The 15,231-nt window shown below is 72.3% G+C and carries 13 protein-coding genes and 1 riboswitch; of the genes, 5 read left to right on the top strand and 8 right to left on the bottom strand.

Going from position 1 to position 15,231, the window contains the following annotated elements:
* The first annotated feature begins 72 nt into the window (after window positions 1-72).
* Both cpt and PV796_RS07265 read left to right on the top strand, forming a co-directional pair.
* The gene (cpt, locus tag PV796_RS07270; protein WP_274912095.1) at window positions 73-606 is read left to right on the top strand and encodes a chloramphenicol phosphotransferase CPT; all 534 of its coding nucleotides are present in this window, start codon (window positions 73-75) and stop codon (window positions 604-606) included.
* 179 nt (window positions 607-785) lie between these two features.
* Window positions 786-1,670 carry a DUF4190 domain-containing protein gene (locus tag PV796_RS07265; protein WP_274912094.1) on the top strand — a complete coding sequence of 295 codons (885 nt, stop codon included), beginning with the start codon at window positions 786-788 and terminating at the stop codon, window positions 1,668-1,670.
* Between the two features lie 144 nt (window positions 1,671-1,814).
* Here PV796_RS07265 and metE read toward each other — a convergent pair whose 3' ends face one another.
* The gene (gene metE / locus PV796_RS07260; RefSeq protein ID WP_274912093.1) at window positions 1,815-4,124 is read right to left on the bottom strand and encodes a 5-methyltetrahydropteroyltriglutamate--homocysteine S-methyltransferase; all 2,310 of its coding nucleotides are present in this window, start codon (window positions 4,122-4,124) and stop codon (window positions 1,815-1,817) included.
* A gap of 210 nt (window positions 4,125-4,334) precedes the next feature.
* A riboswitch (cobalamin riboswitch) is annotated at window positions 4,335-4,554 on the bottom strand.
* Window positions 4,555-4,768: 214 nt separating this feature from the next.
* On the opposite strand from metE, the gene PV796_RS07255 reads away from it, so the two are divergent.
* Window positions 4,769-5,470 carry a metal-dependent hydrolase gene (locus tag PV796_RS07255; protein WP_274912092.1) on the top strand — a complete coding sequence of 234 codons (702 nt, stop codon included), beginning with the start codon at window positions 4,769-4,771 and terminating at the stop codon, window positions 5,468-5,470.
* Between the two features lie 29 nt (window positions 5,471-5,499).
* Here PV796_RS07255 and PV796_RS07250 read toward each other — a convergent pair whose 3' ends face one another.
* The 4 genes from PV796_RS07250 to PV796_RS07235 are packed head-to-tail and all read right to left on the bottom strand — an operon-like array spanning window position 5,500 to window position 10,711.
* A complete protein-coding gene (locus tag PV796_RS07250; protein ID WP_274912091.1) occupies window positions 5,500-6,570 on the bottom strand; it encodes an NlpC/P60 family protein in 1,071 nt (356 codons plus the stop codon).
* 22 nt (window positions 6,571-6,592) lie between these two features.
* Window positions 6,593-7,075 (bottom strand): poly-gamma-glutamate biosynthesis protein PgsC/CapC, encoded by a 483-nt coding sequence (locus PV796_RS07245; protein WP_274912090.1) that lies wholly within the window; start codon window positions 7,073-7,075, stop codon window positions 6,593-6,595.
* Complete coding sequence (pgsB, locus tag PV796_RS07240) at window positions 7,072-8,523, bottom strand: poly-gamma-glutamate synthase PgsB (RefSeq protein ID WP_274912089.1); 1,452 nt, start codon at window positions 8,521-8,523, stop codon at window positions 7,072-7,074. Before pgsB ends, PV796_RS07245 begins: the two co-directional genes overlap by 4 nt.
* A 4-nt stretch (window positions 8,524-8,527) precedes the next feature.
* Complete coding sequence (locus PV796_RS07235) at window positions 8,528-10,711, bottom strand: HAMP domain-containing protein (RefSeq protein ID WP_274918895.1); 2,184 nt, start codon at window positions 10,709-10,711, stop codon at window positions 8,528-8,530.
* Between the two features lie 274 nt (window positions 10,712-10,985).
* Between PV796_RS07235 and PV796_RS07230 the strand changes: the two genes are divergently transcribed.
* Window positions 10,986-11,993, top strand: coding sequence for a hypothetical protein (locus PV796_RS07230; RefSeq protein WP_274912088.1), 1,008 nt, complete (start codon window positions 10,986-10,988; stop codon window positions 11,991-11,993).
* Window positions 11,994-12,241: 248 nt separating this feature from the next.
* On the opposite strand, the gene PV796_RS07225 is transcribed toward PV796_RS07230, so the two are convergent.
* The gene (locus PV796_RS07225) at window positions 12,242-12,646 is read right to left on the bottom strand and encodes a thiol-disulfide oxidoreductase DCC family protein (RefSeq protein WP_274912087.1); all 405 of its coding nucleotides are present in this window, start codon (window positions 12,644-12,646) and stop codon (window positions 12,242-12,244) included.
* Between the two features lie 127 nt (window positions 12,647-12,773).
* Window positions 12,774-13,160, bottom strand: coding sequence for a DUF5997 family protein (locus tag PV796_RS07220; protein ID WP_274912086.1), 387 nt, complete (start codon window positions 13,158-13,160; stop codon window positions 12,774-12,776).
* Window positions 13,161-13,230: 70 nt separating this feature from the next.
* On the opposite strand from PV796_RS07220, the gene PV796_RS07215 reads away from it, so the two are divergent.
* Entirely contained in the window at window positions 13,231-14,055 is an 825-nt protein-coding gene (locus PV796_RS07215) for a LysR family substrate-binding domain-containing protein (RefSeq protein ID WP_274912085.1), read from the top strand.
* Between the two features lie 25 nt (window positions 14,056-14,080).
* Here the strand turns inward: PV796_RS07215 and PV796_RS07210 are convergent, their stop codons facing one another.
* Window positions 14,081-15,151 (bottom strand): chitinase, encoded by a 1,071-nt coding sequence (locus tag PV796_RS07210; RefSeq protein WP_274912084.1) that lies wholly within the window; start codon window positions 15,149-15,151, stop codon window positions 14,081-14,083.
* Window positions 15,152-15,231: the final 80 nt, after the last annotated feature.

Here is a 15,231-nt window from a genome sequence, read left to right as displayed (position 1 = left end):
GGGTGGGGTGCGCGCCCCTGGGCCGGAGGAAATCCGTTTCGGTGGCGCCGTGCCGCCTACTACCGTGGCGCCGTGCTGACTCAGGTGATCGTGCTCAACGGTGGTTCCAGCTCGGGGAAGTCCGGGATCGTGCGGTGTCTGCAGGCGGTGTTGCCGGAACCGTGGTTGGCGCTCGGGACGGATGCGCTGGTGGCGGCGGTGCCCGCGTCGATGCGGGCGGCGAGCGGTGGCATCGCGTTCGCGCCGGACGGCGGGGTGGTCGTCGGGCCGGAGTTCCGGGCGTTGGAGGCGGCCTGGGCCGAGGGGGTCGCCGCGATGGCTCGGGCGGGCGCCCGGATCATTCTCGATGAGGTCCTTCTCGGGGGAGCGGATTCCCAACGGCGGTGGCAGAAGGTGCTGGGGGAGCTGCGGGTGCTGTGGGTGGGCGTCAGGTGTGACGGTGCGGTTGCCGCCGGCCGCGAGGTGGCGCGGGGTGACCGGATCATCGGGATGGCCACGTCCCAGGCGGAGATGGTGCACCGGGGCGTGGTCTACGACCTGGAGGTGGACACCGCGCGCGCCGAGTCCATGGAGTGCGCACGGATCATCGCCGCGCAGGTGAAGTGAGGGGGAGGGTGAGGGGGCGCTCGACTGCCTTGGTGGGTGAGCAACATCCAAGGAGCGCAGGGGAGTTGGGCGGAAGCCGAATGAGAAGTAATGAAAGAGTAAAACTCCTGGTAGGGTCGGAAATTCACCGAATGAGGTGACCTGAGCTGACCTGAACTGACCTGGCTGAAGGAATCTGCATGACCACGCCCGTCTCTCCCGGCGGTCCCGCATCCGGGGAACCATCGTCGCCGGACCGCGACCCGTGGGCCCCGCCGAGCGCGGAGGGCGTCGCCCATGAGCCGCCGCGGGCGCCCTATGCGCCGGCGGTCGGGGTGGCGCAGCCCAGCAACGGCATGGGCGTCGCGGCTCTGGTACTCGGCCTGGTGGGGTGCGTCCTCGGGGTGTTCATCTTCCTGTTCTGGATGTCCTGGGTGCCGGCGGTGTTGGCCGTGATCTTCGGCGGCGTCGGGCTGAGCCGGGCGCGCTCCGGCCGGGTGACCAACAAGGGCATGTCGGTCGCCGGCCTCGTCCTCGGCATCATCGGTCTCGTCATGGCGGTGGCGAGCCTGCTGCTCACCGTCGTGCTGGTGGATGAGGCCCGTACGCACATCAAGGAGGTCAAGACCGAGCAGCGCGCCCAGAAGAAGGCGGCCGAGGAGTCGGCGGCCGCCGAGGAGAAGGCCCGGCATCTGTCCTTCGGTGAGCCGTACACCTTCGAGAACGGGCTGAAGGTCACGGTCGCCAAGCCCGAGCCGTTCGAGCCGGACGCGTTCGCCCACGGGCACGCCAAGGGGAACAAGGCCGTCCAGGTCACCGTCACCGTGGTCAACACCAGCAGCAAGCGGGTCTCCGTCGACACCGGGCTGCCCGACGTCAACGACGCGAAGGGCGCGTCGGCGGAGCTGGTGATCGACGGCAGCGGGCGGCAGAAGGTCATCACCGGGTACCTCCTCCCCGGCAAGGAGGCCGTCGGCAAGTACGCCTTCTCGCTGCCGGCCGACGCGGCCGACCGGATGGAGGTCGAGTTCACGCCGGACGCGTCGGAGTGGGACGACGCCTACTGGAGCGGCCCCACTTCCTGATCGACCACCCCACGCACACGTCACTCCCGCTGGATGCCAACTCCCCCCTCAAGGGGGCGACATGACGTCGGACGGGAGGCGCGCCCGCCCCGGCCGGCTTGGCCGGGGCGGGCGCGTTGTTCCGCGTCCTTCGGCGGGTGCGGTCTACAGCTCGGCGCGTACCGCGCGGGCCGCGGTGACGAGGTGTTCGAGGGCGGAGCGGACCTCGGGCCAGTCGCGGGTCTTCAGGCCGCAGTCGGGGTTGACCCAGAGGCGTTCGGCGGGGATGGCCCGCAGGCCGATGCGGAGCAGGTCCGCCGCCTCCTCCGTGCTCGGCACCCGGGGCGAGTGGATGTCGTACACCCCGGGGCCGGCCTCGCGCGGGTAGCCGTGGGCGGCGAGTTCGCGGGCGACCTGCATGTGGGAGCGGGTCGCCTCCAGGCTGATGACGTCGGCGTCGAGGTCGTCGATGGCCTGCACGATGTCGCCGAACTCGGCGTAGCACATGTGGGTGTGGATCTGGGTGTCCGGGCGCACCCCGGCGGTGGTGAGGCGGAACGCCTCGGTGGCCCAGTCCAGATAGGCGGGGCGGTCGGCGGTGCGCAGCGGCAGGGTCTCGCGCAGCGCGGGCTCGTCGACCTGGATGACGGAGGTGCCGGCGGCCTCCAGGTCGCGCACCTCGTCGCGCAGGGCGAGGGCGACCTGGCGCGCGGTCTCGCCCAGTGGCTGGTCGTCGCGGACGAAGGACCAGGCGAGCATGGTGACCGGGCCGGTGAGCATGCCCTTGACCGGGCGCTCGGTGAGCGACTGGGCGTAGGTCGTCCACCGGACCGTCATGGGCTCGGGGCGGGAGATGTCGCCGGCCAGGATCGGCGGGCGGACGTAGCGGGTGCCGTAGGACTGGACCCAGCCGTGCCGGGTGGCGAGGTAGCCGGTGAGCTGCTCGGCGAAGTACTGGACCATGTCGTTGCGTTCGGGCTCGCCGTGCACCAGGACGTCCAGCCCGGTCTTCTCCTGGAAGGCGATGACCTCGCGGATCTCGTCCTTGATGCGCTCCTCGTAGCCGGCGGTGTCGATGCGGCCGGCGCGCAGGTCGGCGCGGGCGGCCCGCAGTTCGCCGGTCTGCGGGAAGGAGCCGATGGTGGTGGTCGGCAGCAGCGGCAGGCCGAGGTGGGCGCGCTGCGCGGCGGCCCGCTCCGGGTACGGCTGGGAGCGGCGCGCGTCGGCCTCGGTGACCGCGGTGGTGCGGCCCCGCACCGCTTGGTCGTGGGTGATCGGGGAGCTGGCCCGGGACGCCAAGTCGGCGCGGTTGGCGGCCAGTTCGCTGGCGATGGCGTCGGTACCGCGGGTCAGGCCCTTGGCGAGGGTGACGAGCTCGGCGGTCTTCTGGCGGGCGAAGGCGAGCCAGCGCCGGATCTGCGGCTCGATGTCCCGCTCCAGCGACGCGTCGAGCGGGACGTGCAGCAGCGAGCAGGAGGCGGCCACGTCGACCCGGTCGGCCAGCCCCAGCAGGGTGCCGAGCACGGACAGCGACCGCTCCAGGTCGTTCACCCAGATGTTGCGGCCGTTGACGACGCCGGCGACCAGGCGCTTGCCGGGCAGGCCGCCGACGGCGGCGAGGGCGTCGAGGTTGCCGGCGGCCGCCTCCGTGAAGTCCAGCGCGAGCCCGTCGACCGGGGCCTTGGCCAGCACCGGGAGGGCGTCGCCGAGCCGGTCGAAGTACGAGGCGACCAGCAGCCTGGGCCGGTCGGCGAGGGCGCCCAGGGAGCGGTAGGCGCGCTCCGCGGCGTCCAGTTGAGCCGGGGTGCGGTCCTGGACCAGGGCGGGCTCATCGAGCTGCACCCACTCCGCGCCGGCCGCGCGCAGGTCCGCGAGGACCTCGGCGTACACCGGCAGCAGTCGGTCGAGGAGGGTGAGCGGGTCGAAACCCTCGGCCACGCCGGGGGCCGGCTTGGCGAGCAGGAGGTAGCTGACCGGGCCGAGGAGGACCGGCCGGGCGGTCAGGCCCAGGGCGAGGGCCTCCTCGAATTCCGTGACCTGCTGGGTGGAGTCGGCCGAGAAGACGGTGTCCGGACCCAACTCGGGGACCAGGTAGTGGTAGTTGGTGTCGAACCACTTGGTCATCTCCAGGGGCGCGGCGTCCTGGGTGCCGCGGGCCATGGCGAAGTAGCCGTCCAGGGGGTCGGCGGCGACGGCCGCGCGGTGGCGCTCGGGGACCGCGCCGACCATGACGCTGGCGTCCAGGACGTGGTCGTAGTACGAGAAGTCGCCCGTCGGGACCTCGTCGATGCCGGCCCCGGCCAGCTCCTGCCAGGTGGTGCGGCGCAGTTCCGCGGCGGTGGCGCGCAGCGCGTCCGCGGTGACCCGGCCCTTCCAGTAGCCCTCGACGGCCTTCTTCAGTTCCCGGTGCCGGCCCTGGCGCGGGTAGCCGTACACGGTGGCCCGTGCTGCCGCGGCTGCGGACTTGGTGGTCACGGAGATCTCCTTCGCGAGATGAATCCCTGAGATCCCGGGGACGGGACGAGAGCGCGAAGGGTGACGGGACGCACCGGACGCGGCGACCCGTATGGCGCGGCGCAGGCCACGGCGCGCGACACGGGCACCGTCTGGTGCCTGCTCCCCGGGCAGTGTCCGGGGTGCTCCCGACCCGCCCTCGAAGGTCACCGGGATACCGCGCACGGGTCGTCCGCACGCGGGCAGTTGGCAGGTCTTCGGACTCGCGGGCGCGCCTCGTGTCGTACGAGGCTCCTAGTGGCCGTCGCTTCCCAGACCCGGGTGGGTCCAGTGCGTATGACGGCGGTCGTTCCCGCTCACCGCTGCGGGGCAGTCCCGGATTCTCACCGGGTTCCCTCTTGCGACGCCTCCCGCCTGGCGGACGGGGCGAACCAGCTGCACCGGTCACCTTACGGGGCGGGGCCGCGGCGCGCCGGATGTCGTCCAGTATGCGGATGGTGAGATGGGACAAGTGCCCGTCGGGATTGAACGGGGCGGGGAGGGGTAACGACCCGCGGTCGCGCTTCGCCGCCCTGTGGCGCCACCGCCGTGATCGCGCTGGTACCGTCTCCGCCGTGGCTGAGGGCGCGTCAACGACGCGCCACATACGGGGAGGACGACGCACCATGATGGGTCATTCGCATGCGGTGAGCGGCGCGCTGCTCTTCGCGGGCACCACGCCGTTCCTGCCACCGCTGCTGATGCACACCCATCTGATGCCCCAGGAAATCCTGATGGGCACCGTGCTGTGCGCTGGCGCCGCGCTCCTGCCCGACCTGGACCACCACGACGGCACCATCGCCAACTTCCTCGGCCCGGTGTCCAAGATCCTGTGCCGGTTCGTGGCCTGGATCTCCGGCGGGCACCGCCACGCCACCCACTCGCTGTTCTTCGTGGTGCTGATGACCTTCGGTAGCTGGGCCGGTGTGACGTACCTGGGCCGACCCTTCACCCTGGGCATGACCTTCTTCCTGCTGGCCCTCGCCGTGCGCGCGCTCAACCTCTGCCCGCCCGGCCACGGTTTCTCCGCTTGGGCGACGATCGTCGCCATGGCCGGAATAGGGACCGGTGTCATCGCCAAGTTCATCCCGTCGGCGCCCGGTTGGCTGCCGTACGCGATCGGGCTCGGCTGCCTGGCCCACCTGCTCGGCGACTCGATCACGAAGATGGGCGCGCCGTGGCTGTGGCCGCTGAAGACGCGCTACGAGATCGTCCTCATCAAGCACAGCGGCAACAAGGTGGAGACGGAGATACTGACCCCGATCATGGGCGTCGCCACCGTCGTCCTGCTCTGGTTCACGGCGCTGTCCCCGCACTCCATCAGCTAGGCCCCTGGGGAGCCGCAACGCCCCCGGTCTCAGAGGCGCTTGGCGTTGCGCAGGAGCTTGGCGTAGAAGCCGTTGCCGTCGAGCCGGGACACGCCGCCCTTGTCGCCGATGGTCGGGCCGTTGACCTCCTTGCGGCTGGAGAGGAAGACCTTGTGGCCCTCGGTGTCGGGGCCCAGGTACAGGCCGACGTGGTCCAGGCGGTTGCCGGTGTGGTGGTCCATCTTGAAGAAGACCAGGTCTCCCGGCTGGAGCACGTCGATGTTCTGCGGGCGCTCGTACCAGGGGGCCGGACCGGACAACGGGATGATCTCGGCGCCCAGTTGGGAGCGGCCCATCCCGTTGGCGGTGCGGGGCAGGCCGTTGCCCTTGCCGTCGGCGGGGGCCAGCGGGTAGCGGGCCCGGTAGCCGAAGATCAGCCGCATGTAGCCGGAGCAGTCGACGGCGCGGTAGCGGGCCGCCTCCGGACTCCTGGCGGTGCCGTCGCGGAAGGTGTACGGAATGCCCAAGTAGTCGAAGAAGTCGGACTGTTCGAGCAGCGGCGTGCCGCGGTGCTTGGCCAGATCGGGGTTGACCGGACCGAACTTGGCGTCGCCCGCGTACACGACGCCCCGCTCGTCCTTCTTGGCGGGCGCTCCGGTGATGTACTGGAAGGCGATGGCGAAGAGGTCGTCCTCCCGGCTGTCGTGGTACCGCCGGAACCACTCCTTGAACCAGCGTTCCTTCTCCGCGCCGGCGCGCCACGCCTCGGGCATCAGACGCACCCAGTCCTCGGTGACCACCGTGGTCGCGGTGTTCTCGGACTCGCTGAAGGTGCGCGAGGGGCCCTTGAGGGTGGCGGTGCGGGACCGGTCGGTGAAGGTGGCCAGGACCTGACCGCCCGCGCCGCGCAACACGGTGCGGTCGGGGTTCTTCAGGCGTTCCCAGGTCTGGCCGCGCTGCTCGCCGGCGGCGGAGCCGCTGAGCGGGGTGTCGGTGACGGCCTGGGCCCGCGGCGCCTTGTCCTGTTCGTCCTCGCGCAGTTCCACGGTGAGGTAGGCGCTGCCGGCCAGGAGGGTCAGGACGGTCGCGGTGTGCAGCAGGGGGCGCTTCTTGGGAGGCATGCGGTGGGCTCCGGGGGAGGGGTCAAGCGGACGGCATGACGCCGAGGAGGATTCCGGCGGTGAGGACGACATAGGCCATCAGCGTCACCGAGCCGGTGGCCAGGAGGGTGGGGCCCTTGGGCTGGCGCACCAACTGGTAGGCGATCAGGCCCGGCACGATGAAGCCGAGGGTCTGGTTCGCGTACATCAGCGGGAACTCCATGGACAGCACGATCATCACGGTCGCCTGGAGGGTGACGCCGAGCAGCACGACCGCGGCGAACAGCCGCTTGCCGTAGAGGATCACGTACCGCTGCATCAGGAGCGTGCCGAGGTAGGTGAGGACGGTGACGCCGAGCACCATCGCGGCGCGCTGGAGGTCCTCGACGAGGGTGAGGGCCAGCCAGCCCGGGGTGATCATGCCGCCGGGGGAGAGGTTGGTCGTCAGATAGCAGATCAGGGAGAAGAGCAGCCCGATCGCGATGCCGATCGCGGCGATCTCGGGGGTGAGGACGGAGGGGATCAACGGTGCTGCTCTCCTGGGGTGTGCCACTGCGGGGCGTCGTCGGTGGGGCGCGCGGGCGGGGCCGGGGGCTCGAACGGGCCCCGGACCCGGGCAGGTTCGAGCCCTTCGGGTCCGTCCGGGGCCGGGGGCGAGGGCCGGTGGGGCGCGGCGGCGTACCGCTCCTCGTGCGCCTGGGGGTAGTGCTGGTAGGGGTCGAGGTGCGGGGCGTACCGCGGTCCCGGCTCGTCGGGCGCGGTGGCGCCCCCGTCGGTGCGGTCGGCGGGCTCCTCGTCTGGGGCGAGCTCCGCGAGGTGCTCCAGGAGCAGTTCGCCCTGGCCGTGGATGTTGCCGATGGCGACGAGCGAGGAGTCGGGGCCGAGCCGGTCCAGCAACTGGCCCATGAACTCCCCCGGATCGCGCCGGTCCCCGCCGAGGTCCACCGCCCGGTCCCGGAAGGCGGCCGGGATCGCGTCGATGGCGGACTTGGCCGGGTGGCCGATGACGAAGACCCGCTCCGGGTCGAGTTCGGGGATCAACTCGCCCATCTGGCCGTTGCGTTCGACCCGGTCCGGGCGGCAGTTGATGACCACGTTGAGCGGGCGGTGGATGGCGCCGAGGTCGAGCAGCTGGTTGATGTTCATCAGCGTCGACTCGGGGTCGTTGGCCGCGAAGACGTTGGCGAACCGGAGCTTCTTGCCCTCGGGGGTGCGGTACCGCTCCACGGAGAGCACGCCGGGGTCCGGCGGCGCGTCGTACATGCCCTGGAGCGCGGTGCGCCGCTCCACGCCGAGGAGTTCGGCGACGGCGAGCGCGATGGCGACGTTCTCCTTGAAGGTGAACCAGCTGAAGCCGCGCAGCTCCTCGTCGGTGACGGTGTCCGGATCGGCGTAGATCAGTTGGCAGTTCCGCGCGTCGGCCTCCTCCTGGAGGATGGCGTAACGGTCCTTCTCCGCCGTCACACAGATCCCGTTCTCCGGCATGGAACGGCACAGCGAACGCGCCACGTCGTCCAGGGTCGGCCCCATCTCGGCGAGGTGGTCCTCCCGGACGTTGCAGAGCACGCCGATCGTGGAGCGGATCAGCTTGGACTGGTTGATCTCCTGGAGCGCGGGCATCACCGCCATGCACTCGATGACCAGGGCGTCCGGCCGGTAGGCGGCGGCGCGCCGCACGATGCCGATCTGCTCGACGACGTTGGCGATGCCGAACTTGCGGTAGACGGGCTCCTCGGTGGCGTCCGGGTGGATGAAGCGGGCGGCGGTGCCGGTGGTCTTGGCGACGGTGGTCAGCTCCCCGCCGCGCAGGGCGCCCGCGCACAGGCGGGTGATGGAGCTCTTGCCGCGGATGCCGTTGACCAGCACGCGGGACGGGATGCGGTCGAGGTTGGCGAAGTGCCGGCGCTGCTCGATCACTCCGGCGATCAGCAGTACGGCACCGCACACCACGAGCACGGTGTAGAGGAAAAGCACGGTGTCAGGGGGTCCTTCCGGCCTCGGCCGAGGCGCGGGGCGCGCCCTCGCGCGGGCGTTGCTGGTTCTGCAACTGCTGGCGGATCAGTTCCAGGCTGCGGGTGACGGCGCCCACCTCGTCGTGGTGACGGGGGAAGAGCACGGTCTTGCGGTCGCCGTCCGCCAGGCGCTCGGCGAGCCCGGCCAGGGCACGCAGCGGCCGGACCACGACGATGTGCAGCCACCCCAGGCAGGCGGCCGCCGCGGTGACACCGAGCAGTCCCACCAGGACCGTGCGGTTCTGCCGCGCGTACTCGGGGATGTCCAGCGCGGACGCGGGCTGGGCGCTGACCACCGTCCAGTTGAGGTCCTTGGCCGCGCCGCCGCCCGCGAACGGGGCGGCCGCGGCGACCCGGACGTGCCCGCCGTCGCGCTGCACGACGGCGGACGTCTCCTTCTTGGCGTGCAGCGGGGCGAGGTGGTCGGGGAGCTTCTGGAAGGCCCGGTAGCCGGTGTTGCTGCCGATGACGCGGCCCTGGGCGTCGACCGCGCGGACCTCGCCGAGGCCCGGGCGGCCGAGCAGCCCGTTGAGGAAGTCGATGCGGAACTCGCCCACCACGGCGGTGCCGCGGCGGCCGGGGATCTCGGCGGTGGCGGTGACGACGGGCTTGGTGCCGCCGTGCCCGCTCACCTGGAACGGCTCCTTGGCCGGGCCCTTGCCCGGCGCGGTGCGCGGCGTGTGGCCGGCCTGGGCGAGGACCCTGCCGTCCGGGCCGAGCACCACGAGCGACTCGTAGCGCTGGTGGTCGTGGGCGGTGCGGGCCAGGACGGTCCGCATGGCGTCCGGTGAGGTGTCCTCGCCCATCAGGGCGGCGACGGCGGTCAGATCGGCATGGCCCTCGTTGAGGGCCCGGCGCACGCGGTCGCTGAGCGTCGCGGTGCGCGCCTTCTGGTCGCGGACGGTCTGGGTCGGAATGTGGACGCCGCTGTCGGCCCGGTTGAGCAGCAGCATCAGCGGCACCGACCAGGCCAGCAGCAGCACGGCGCTGACGGCGAGCAGGGCGCGGGCGCCGAGGCCGGGGCGGCGGGGCGCGGGTTCGGCGGTGGACTCGGCCGGGGCGCCGCGCAGTTGGCGGCGCAGCCGTTCCAGCGCCGCGCCGATCCGCGCGGCCTCGCCGGACCGCGGCACCGTCACCGGGCGCTCCAGGTCGCCCCGGGTGAGTCGGCGGCTCTCCAGGAACAGCCGGATCAGCGGGCGTTGGACGGTCGAGAGCAGCAGGAGCACCGCGAGGGCACCGATGAGCAGCAGGGCGCCGGCGGCGGCCAGGCCGAAGGCCGGACCGGCGAGTTGACCGGCCGGCTCGGCGACCCGGACCTGGGTGACGACGGTCAGGCCGAGCCCGGCGGCGCCGGTGGCGTCGTCCGGCGCGCCGGAGGCCAGCGAGGCGTAGCCGGCGACGGTCTGCCGGTCGTCGGGGGCGTCCGCGGTGAGGTGGCCGCTGACGCCCGGATAACCGCCCGCGCCGGGCTGCTTGGCCGTGAGCGGGTTCTGCTTCGCCCGCTCCGCCGCGGTCTGGGCGAACGACGCCAGCCGGTCCCGCTCCGCGGTGGTGCCGAGCGCACCACGGCTGCTGACCACCCGCCCGTCGGCGGCCACCACGCCGATGGCGCGGTGCGCGCCGAGGCTGACGCCCGGCACGTTCAGGCTGCTGGCACCGATCAGCAGCTGCTGCGGCCGGCCGTCCCAGGACAGCAGGGCGAGGGTGAGCAGCCGGGACTCGCCGTTGGGCAGCCGCACCAGGCGTGGGGCGAGGCCGTCCGGGCCGTCGAGCCGGGTCCGGTCGATGGCGGCCAGCGGGACGTTCTCCCCGCGTGCGCCCAGGAGTTTGCCGGACCGGATCTCGATGACGGCCGTGCCGCGCCACTTCTGGTAGACGCTGCCGACCTTGTCCAGGACGGCGTCCGGCGAGGCCGGCGGGCCCTGGTTGAACAGGGTGGCGGTGCGGGTGAGGTCGGTGATCGACTCGTCGAGCGAGGCGCGCAGCGCGAGGGCGGCGTCCTCGGCGACGTACTGCTGGGAGGTGCGCACGGCCTCCGGCACCCGGACCTTCTCCGGGGCGCCGAGGGCGAGCGCGGTGATTCCCGCGAGGGTCAACAGCAGAGCCGACAGCACGGCGATCGGCGGACGTATCCCGCCGATGAGGGACATGTCTGCTCGCCGGCGGACCTTGTGTCGTCGCTTCGGACGCGAAGCGGCCACCCTGTACTCCTTTCACGAATCCGGATTCCGCACGTCCCTCCGCCGGTTGGGGAGGGAACGCCGGAGGTGCCGTGGGGCATCCGGATACGTGCGACCCGAAGGGTAAAGAAAGAGTTGTGGCTTCCTCAAGAAAAGTGAATTTGATCTCCGGATCAATCGGTTGAAGAATGCCAAACCGGGCAGATCCGGGCCTGGGAGTGATCCCCCGTATCGTGGGTCCGCGATGACTGCGCACCGGAAGTCCCCCGCCCGCCTCGCCGCCCTGTCGGCCGTCCTGTTCGCCCTGCTCGCCCCGCTCGTCGGCTGCGGTGCGGACCGTTCGGGCGGCCGCGCCCCGCATGACAGCGGGACGCCCCGACCGGGCGCGACGGCGGAGCCGAGCGGCCCCCCGACGGTCCGGCTCGACCGCCGGATCGCCGCCTACGCCGCCGCGTTCTCCGCGCGCACCGGCTATCAGCAGCCCAGCCGCGACGACCGGCGGACGGTGGCCGGGGCCGTCGGACTGGTCCTCGACGGCCGCCGCGCCGAGGCCACCCGCCGACTGGCCACCGTCGACTACGCGTTGACCGTCCACGTCGACGCGGCGACGGGCCGCGAGTACGCGGAGATCGCCGACCGCTCGACCCGGATCCCCGCGCCCCGCGGCTGGGGCCGGGTCTACGTCGACCTCTCCGCGCCGGTGCGCTGGTCGGTCCAGGTGCCGCACCCGGTCGCCGACCAGCACACCGAAGTGCTGGGCGCCCGCGCGCTGTTGAGCTCCCCCGGGGGAATCCTGGTCATCGCCGGGGCGCACCGCGACGCCGGGCGGGACGGCGCGGCGGACGTCGCCCACCGCCGCGACACCGTCTTCGACGCCGTCTGCGACGAGCTGGCCGCCCGCGGCCTCCCCGGCGTCCAGGTGCACGGCTTCGCCGACGACTCCGCCCCCGACTACGACGTCATCGCCTCACCCGGCGCCGGGAGCGTCGGCCGCGCCGACGGCCGGCTCCTCGCGGGGGCCCTGACCGACCGCTCCTTCCGGGTCTGCCGGGCCTGGGTCCGCTCCTGCCCCCTGGAGGGCACCACCAACGTCCAGGGGCAGGCGGCCGCCGACCGCCATGTCCCGTTCCTGCACGTCGAGTTCGCCAACTCGGTCCGCACGGACAGCCGGCAGGTGACCCGAGCGGTGTCCGCCGTGCAGGCCCTCGTCCGGGAGTGGGAGGAGCGGCGGGTGGTGGGGGACCGGGGCTGACGGCGGAGGGTCCGTGTGAGCGGAGGCCGGGCCGTCGGTTCATGGGGTGCAGGCTTGTGGGTTTCCGGCCGCTCATGGGCGCACCGCGCACCCTTGTGGGGTGCGCGGTGCGTCTTGACGTGAAGCACGTTCAGGTGCGCGTGTGCGCCCGCACCCTGCGAGGTGCTGTGCCGCGCTGCGATGCGCGTGCGCGATGCGCTGAGCTGTGACGCGAGGTGTGCTGACCTATGGCGCGACGCGCTGGGTCCTCAACGCCCCTGGCCCGGACGGCCGTTGGCCGGCAGGGCGCAGGCCGCGGTGCCGCCGGGCATGCGGTGGCGGTTGTTCGCCACGAGGCGGTAGACGCCGTGGGCCAGCCAACGCACCGGCGGGAGGGTGAGGACGGCTCCCGCGACGGACCACGGGCCGCCCGCGCTCAGCAGCAGCTTGGCGACGGCCTGGGCGCCGCCGTGGACCACGCCCGCCGGGGTGATCCACAACACCTCGTGCAGCGCGCGCCGTTCCGTCACCCCGAGCGCGTCGAGGTCCGCGAACTGCCAGGCGGTGATCGTGCAGCGGGGCCGCAGATGCCGCTCGGCGTACCGCACGGAGGTGGTGCAGAAGCTGCAGTCGCCGTCGTAGACGAGTACCGGCACGGTCGTGGTGGTCGTCATGCGCCCCTCATCCGGAAGGTTGCGGTCCGAGCGGGTCCGGGAACGCCACGGGCCGATGGGACGGGCCGGGACGGGCCACCGCCGGCTGGGCCCGCGGGGCGGGCCGCCGCCGGCCGTAACGGCGCGCTCACGCCTCGTCGTGGGCCTGCTTCTTCTCCTTGAGGCGGAGCGCCTCCTTGCGGACGTCGGCCTGGGTGGCGCGCTCCTTCTGGAGCCACTCCGGGTTCTCGTCCTTGAGGGCGTCGATCTGCTCTGTGGTGAGCGCCTCGGTGATCCCGGCGCGGGCCAGGCCGGAGATGGAGACGCCCAGCTTCGACGCGACCACCGGGCGGGGGTGCGGGCCGCTGCGCCGCAGCTCGCGCAGCCACTCGGGCGGATCCGCCTGGAGCGCGTTGAGCTCGGCGCGCGAGACCACGCCCTCCTGGAACTCTGCGGGGGTGGCCTGGAGGTACACACCCAGCTTCTTCGCCGCGGTGGCGGGCTTCATCGTCTGGGTGGTCTGGTGCGACTTCATGGTTCCAGGGTATCGAGCGTGGACGCCGCCGCTGACCACGGGCTCCGGCCACGCCGGGTAACCTGGCGGGGTGACAGGCACGGAAGCACCCCTCTCGTTCCGGCTCGCGTACGTACCGGGAGTGACACCCGCCAAGTGGGTGCGGATCTGGAACGAGCGCCTGCCGGAGATCCCCCTCACCCTGGTCCAGGTGTCGGCCGCCGAGGCGACCGGGGCGCTGCGCGAGGGCGCCGCCGACGCCGGTTTCCTGCGCCTACCGGTCGACCGTACGGACCTGAGCGCCATCCCGCTCTACACCGAGACGACCGTGGTCGTGGTCCCCAAGGACCACCTGGTGGCCGCGTTCGAAGAGGTCTCCGTCGACGACCTCGCCGACGAGCTGGTGCTGCACCCGCTCGACGACGTCCTGGAGTGGGAGCGCCCGCCGGGCCGGCCCGCGATCGAGCGCCCCGCCACGACCGCGGACGCCATCGAACTGGTCGCGGCCGGTGTGGGCCTGTTGATCGTCCCGCAGTCGCTGGCCCGGTTGCACCACCGCCGGGACCTCACCTACCGGCCGATCACCGGCACCCCCCAGTCCCGGGTCGCGCTGTCCTGGCCCGAGGACCGGACCACCGACCAGGTGGAGGACTTCATCGGAATCGTCCGCGGACGGACGGTGAACAGCACCCGGGGCCGCCGGTCCGCGACCGCGGACTCCACGGACAAGGCCCGGTCTGCGGACGGGGCCAAGGCCGCCGGCAAAGCGAAGACCGCGGGCAAGGCCCAGGGGAAGCCGACCGGCTCCCAGGGTGGCGCTGCGCGGGGGAAGCCGGCCGGCGGCCGCACCGCGCGGCGCGGCAGCGGCGGCACCAAGGGCGGTGGCCGGCGCGGTGGACCGCGCCGGCGCTCGTAGTTCCCTCGCGTGACGGGCCCGTGGCTCAACGGCCCTGGGCGGCCCTGACGTTGTCGCCGAAGGTCCAGCCCTTCGCGCCGTCCCAGTTGAGGGACCAGGTCATCAGGCCCTTCAGGCCGTTGTGGTAGGTGTTCCACGCCTGGCTGACCAGGTCCGGGGACAGATAGCCGCCGCCCGCGCCCGGTTGGGCGGGCAGGCCCGGCACCTGCTTGTCGTAGGGGACCGTGATGGTGGTGCCCTGGACGGTCAGCCCGTTGGCGAGGCAGTCGGTCTGCTTGGTGAAGCCCTCGACCGTGCCCGCCTCGTACGAGTCGCCGGAACACCCGTACATGCTGCCGTTGTAGTACTGCATGTTCAGCCACCACAGGCGGCCGTTGTCGACGTACTTTTTGATGATCGGCAGGTATGCGCCCCAGATGGAGCCGTAGGTAACGGTGCCGCCGGTGACATAGGCGGTCTCGGGGGCCATCGTCAGGCCGAAGCCGGCCGGCATCTGGCCGAGGATGCCGTCGATGATGCGGATCAAGTTGCTCTGCGAGGGCGAGAGTTGGTTGATGTCGCCGCTGCCGGACAGACCGGTCTCGATGTCGATGTCGATGCCGTCGAAGTTGTACTTCTTCAGGATCGGCACGATCGTCGCCACGAAACGGTCCGCGACCGACGAGGAGTTGAGGTCGATGCCGGCCGTCGCGCCGCCGATGGACAACAGGATCGTGGCGCCGGCGCTCTTGGCCTGGCACATCGCGGCCGGCGTCGGCACCTTCACCGTCGCGTCCATGCCGTCCTCCCAGAGGGCGGTGCCGTCCGAACTGATCACGGGGAAAGCGGCGTTGAGGACGTTGTAGCCGTGGGCGCCGATCTGCGGGTCGGTGATCGGCGTCCAACCGAACGGCGGGTGAACGCCGTTCGCCGCGCCGTCCCAGTTCTCCCAGTACCCCTGGAGGACCTTGCCGTCGGGCTTCGGCTTGACGGCGCAGGTGTCGTCGCGGGGCGCGGCGGTGGCGGGGGCCGCGGTGGGGGCCGCGGCACCCAGCATCGGCAGGAGGCACACGGCCGCCAGTCCGCTTCTCAGCAGACGCGCTGTCCGACCGGTCATGCGGGGCTCCCTTCGCGCCCTGACGGAATGCGTCAGCGTCAGTGACGGGGAATCAGGGCGGGGAATCGGGGGGATTGGGG

The organism is Streptomyces sp. WZ-12 (genome assembly GCF_028898845.1).
Classification (GTDB): Bacteria; Actinomycetota; Actinomycetes; order Streptomycetales; family Streptomycetaceae; genus Streptomyces.
Note: the sequence above shows the minus strand (reverse complement) of the source record. Positions and strands in the feature narration are given on the sequence as shown.

Excerpts from the sequence above, each read along its gene's own strand:
- PV796_RS07210 (WP_274912084.1), bottom strand. The coding sequence starts at position 15,151 with ATGACCGGTCGGACAGCGCGTCTGCTGAGAAGCGGACTGGCGGCCGTG.
- PV796_RS07220 (WP_274912086.1), bottom strand. The coding sequence starts at position 13,160 with ATGAAGTCGCACCAGACCACCCAGACGATGAAGCCCGCCACCGCGGCG.
- PV796_RS07225 (WP_274912087.1), bottom strand. The coding sequence starts at position 12,646 with ATGACGACCACCACGACCGTGCCGGTACTCGTCTACGACGGCGACTGC.
- PV796_RS07250 (WP_274912091.1), bottom strand. The coding sequence starts at position 6,570 with ATGCCTCCCAAGAAGCGCCCCCTGCTGCACACCGCGACCGTCCTGACC.
- PV796_RS07230 (WP_274912088.1), top strand. The coding sequence starts at position 10,986 with ATGACTGCGCACCGGAAGTCCCCCGCCCGCCTCGCCGCCCTGTCGGCC.
- PV796_RS07235 (WP_274918895.1), bottom strand. The coding sequence starts at position 10,711 with ATGTCCCTCATCGGCGGGATACGTCCGCCGATCGCCGTGCTGTCGGCT.
- PV796_RS07255 (WP_274912092.1), top strand. The coding sequence starts at position 4,769 with ATGATGGGTCATTCGCATGCGGTGAGCGGCGCGCTGCTCTTCGCGGGC.
- PV796_RS07265 (WP_274912094.1), top strand. The coding sequence starts at position 786 with ATGACCACGCCCGTCTCTCCCGGCGGTCCCGCATCCGGGGAACCATCG.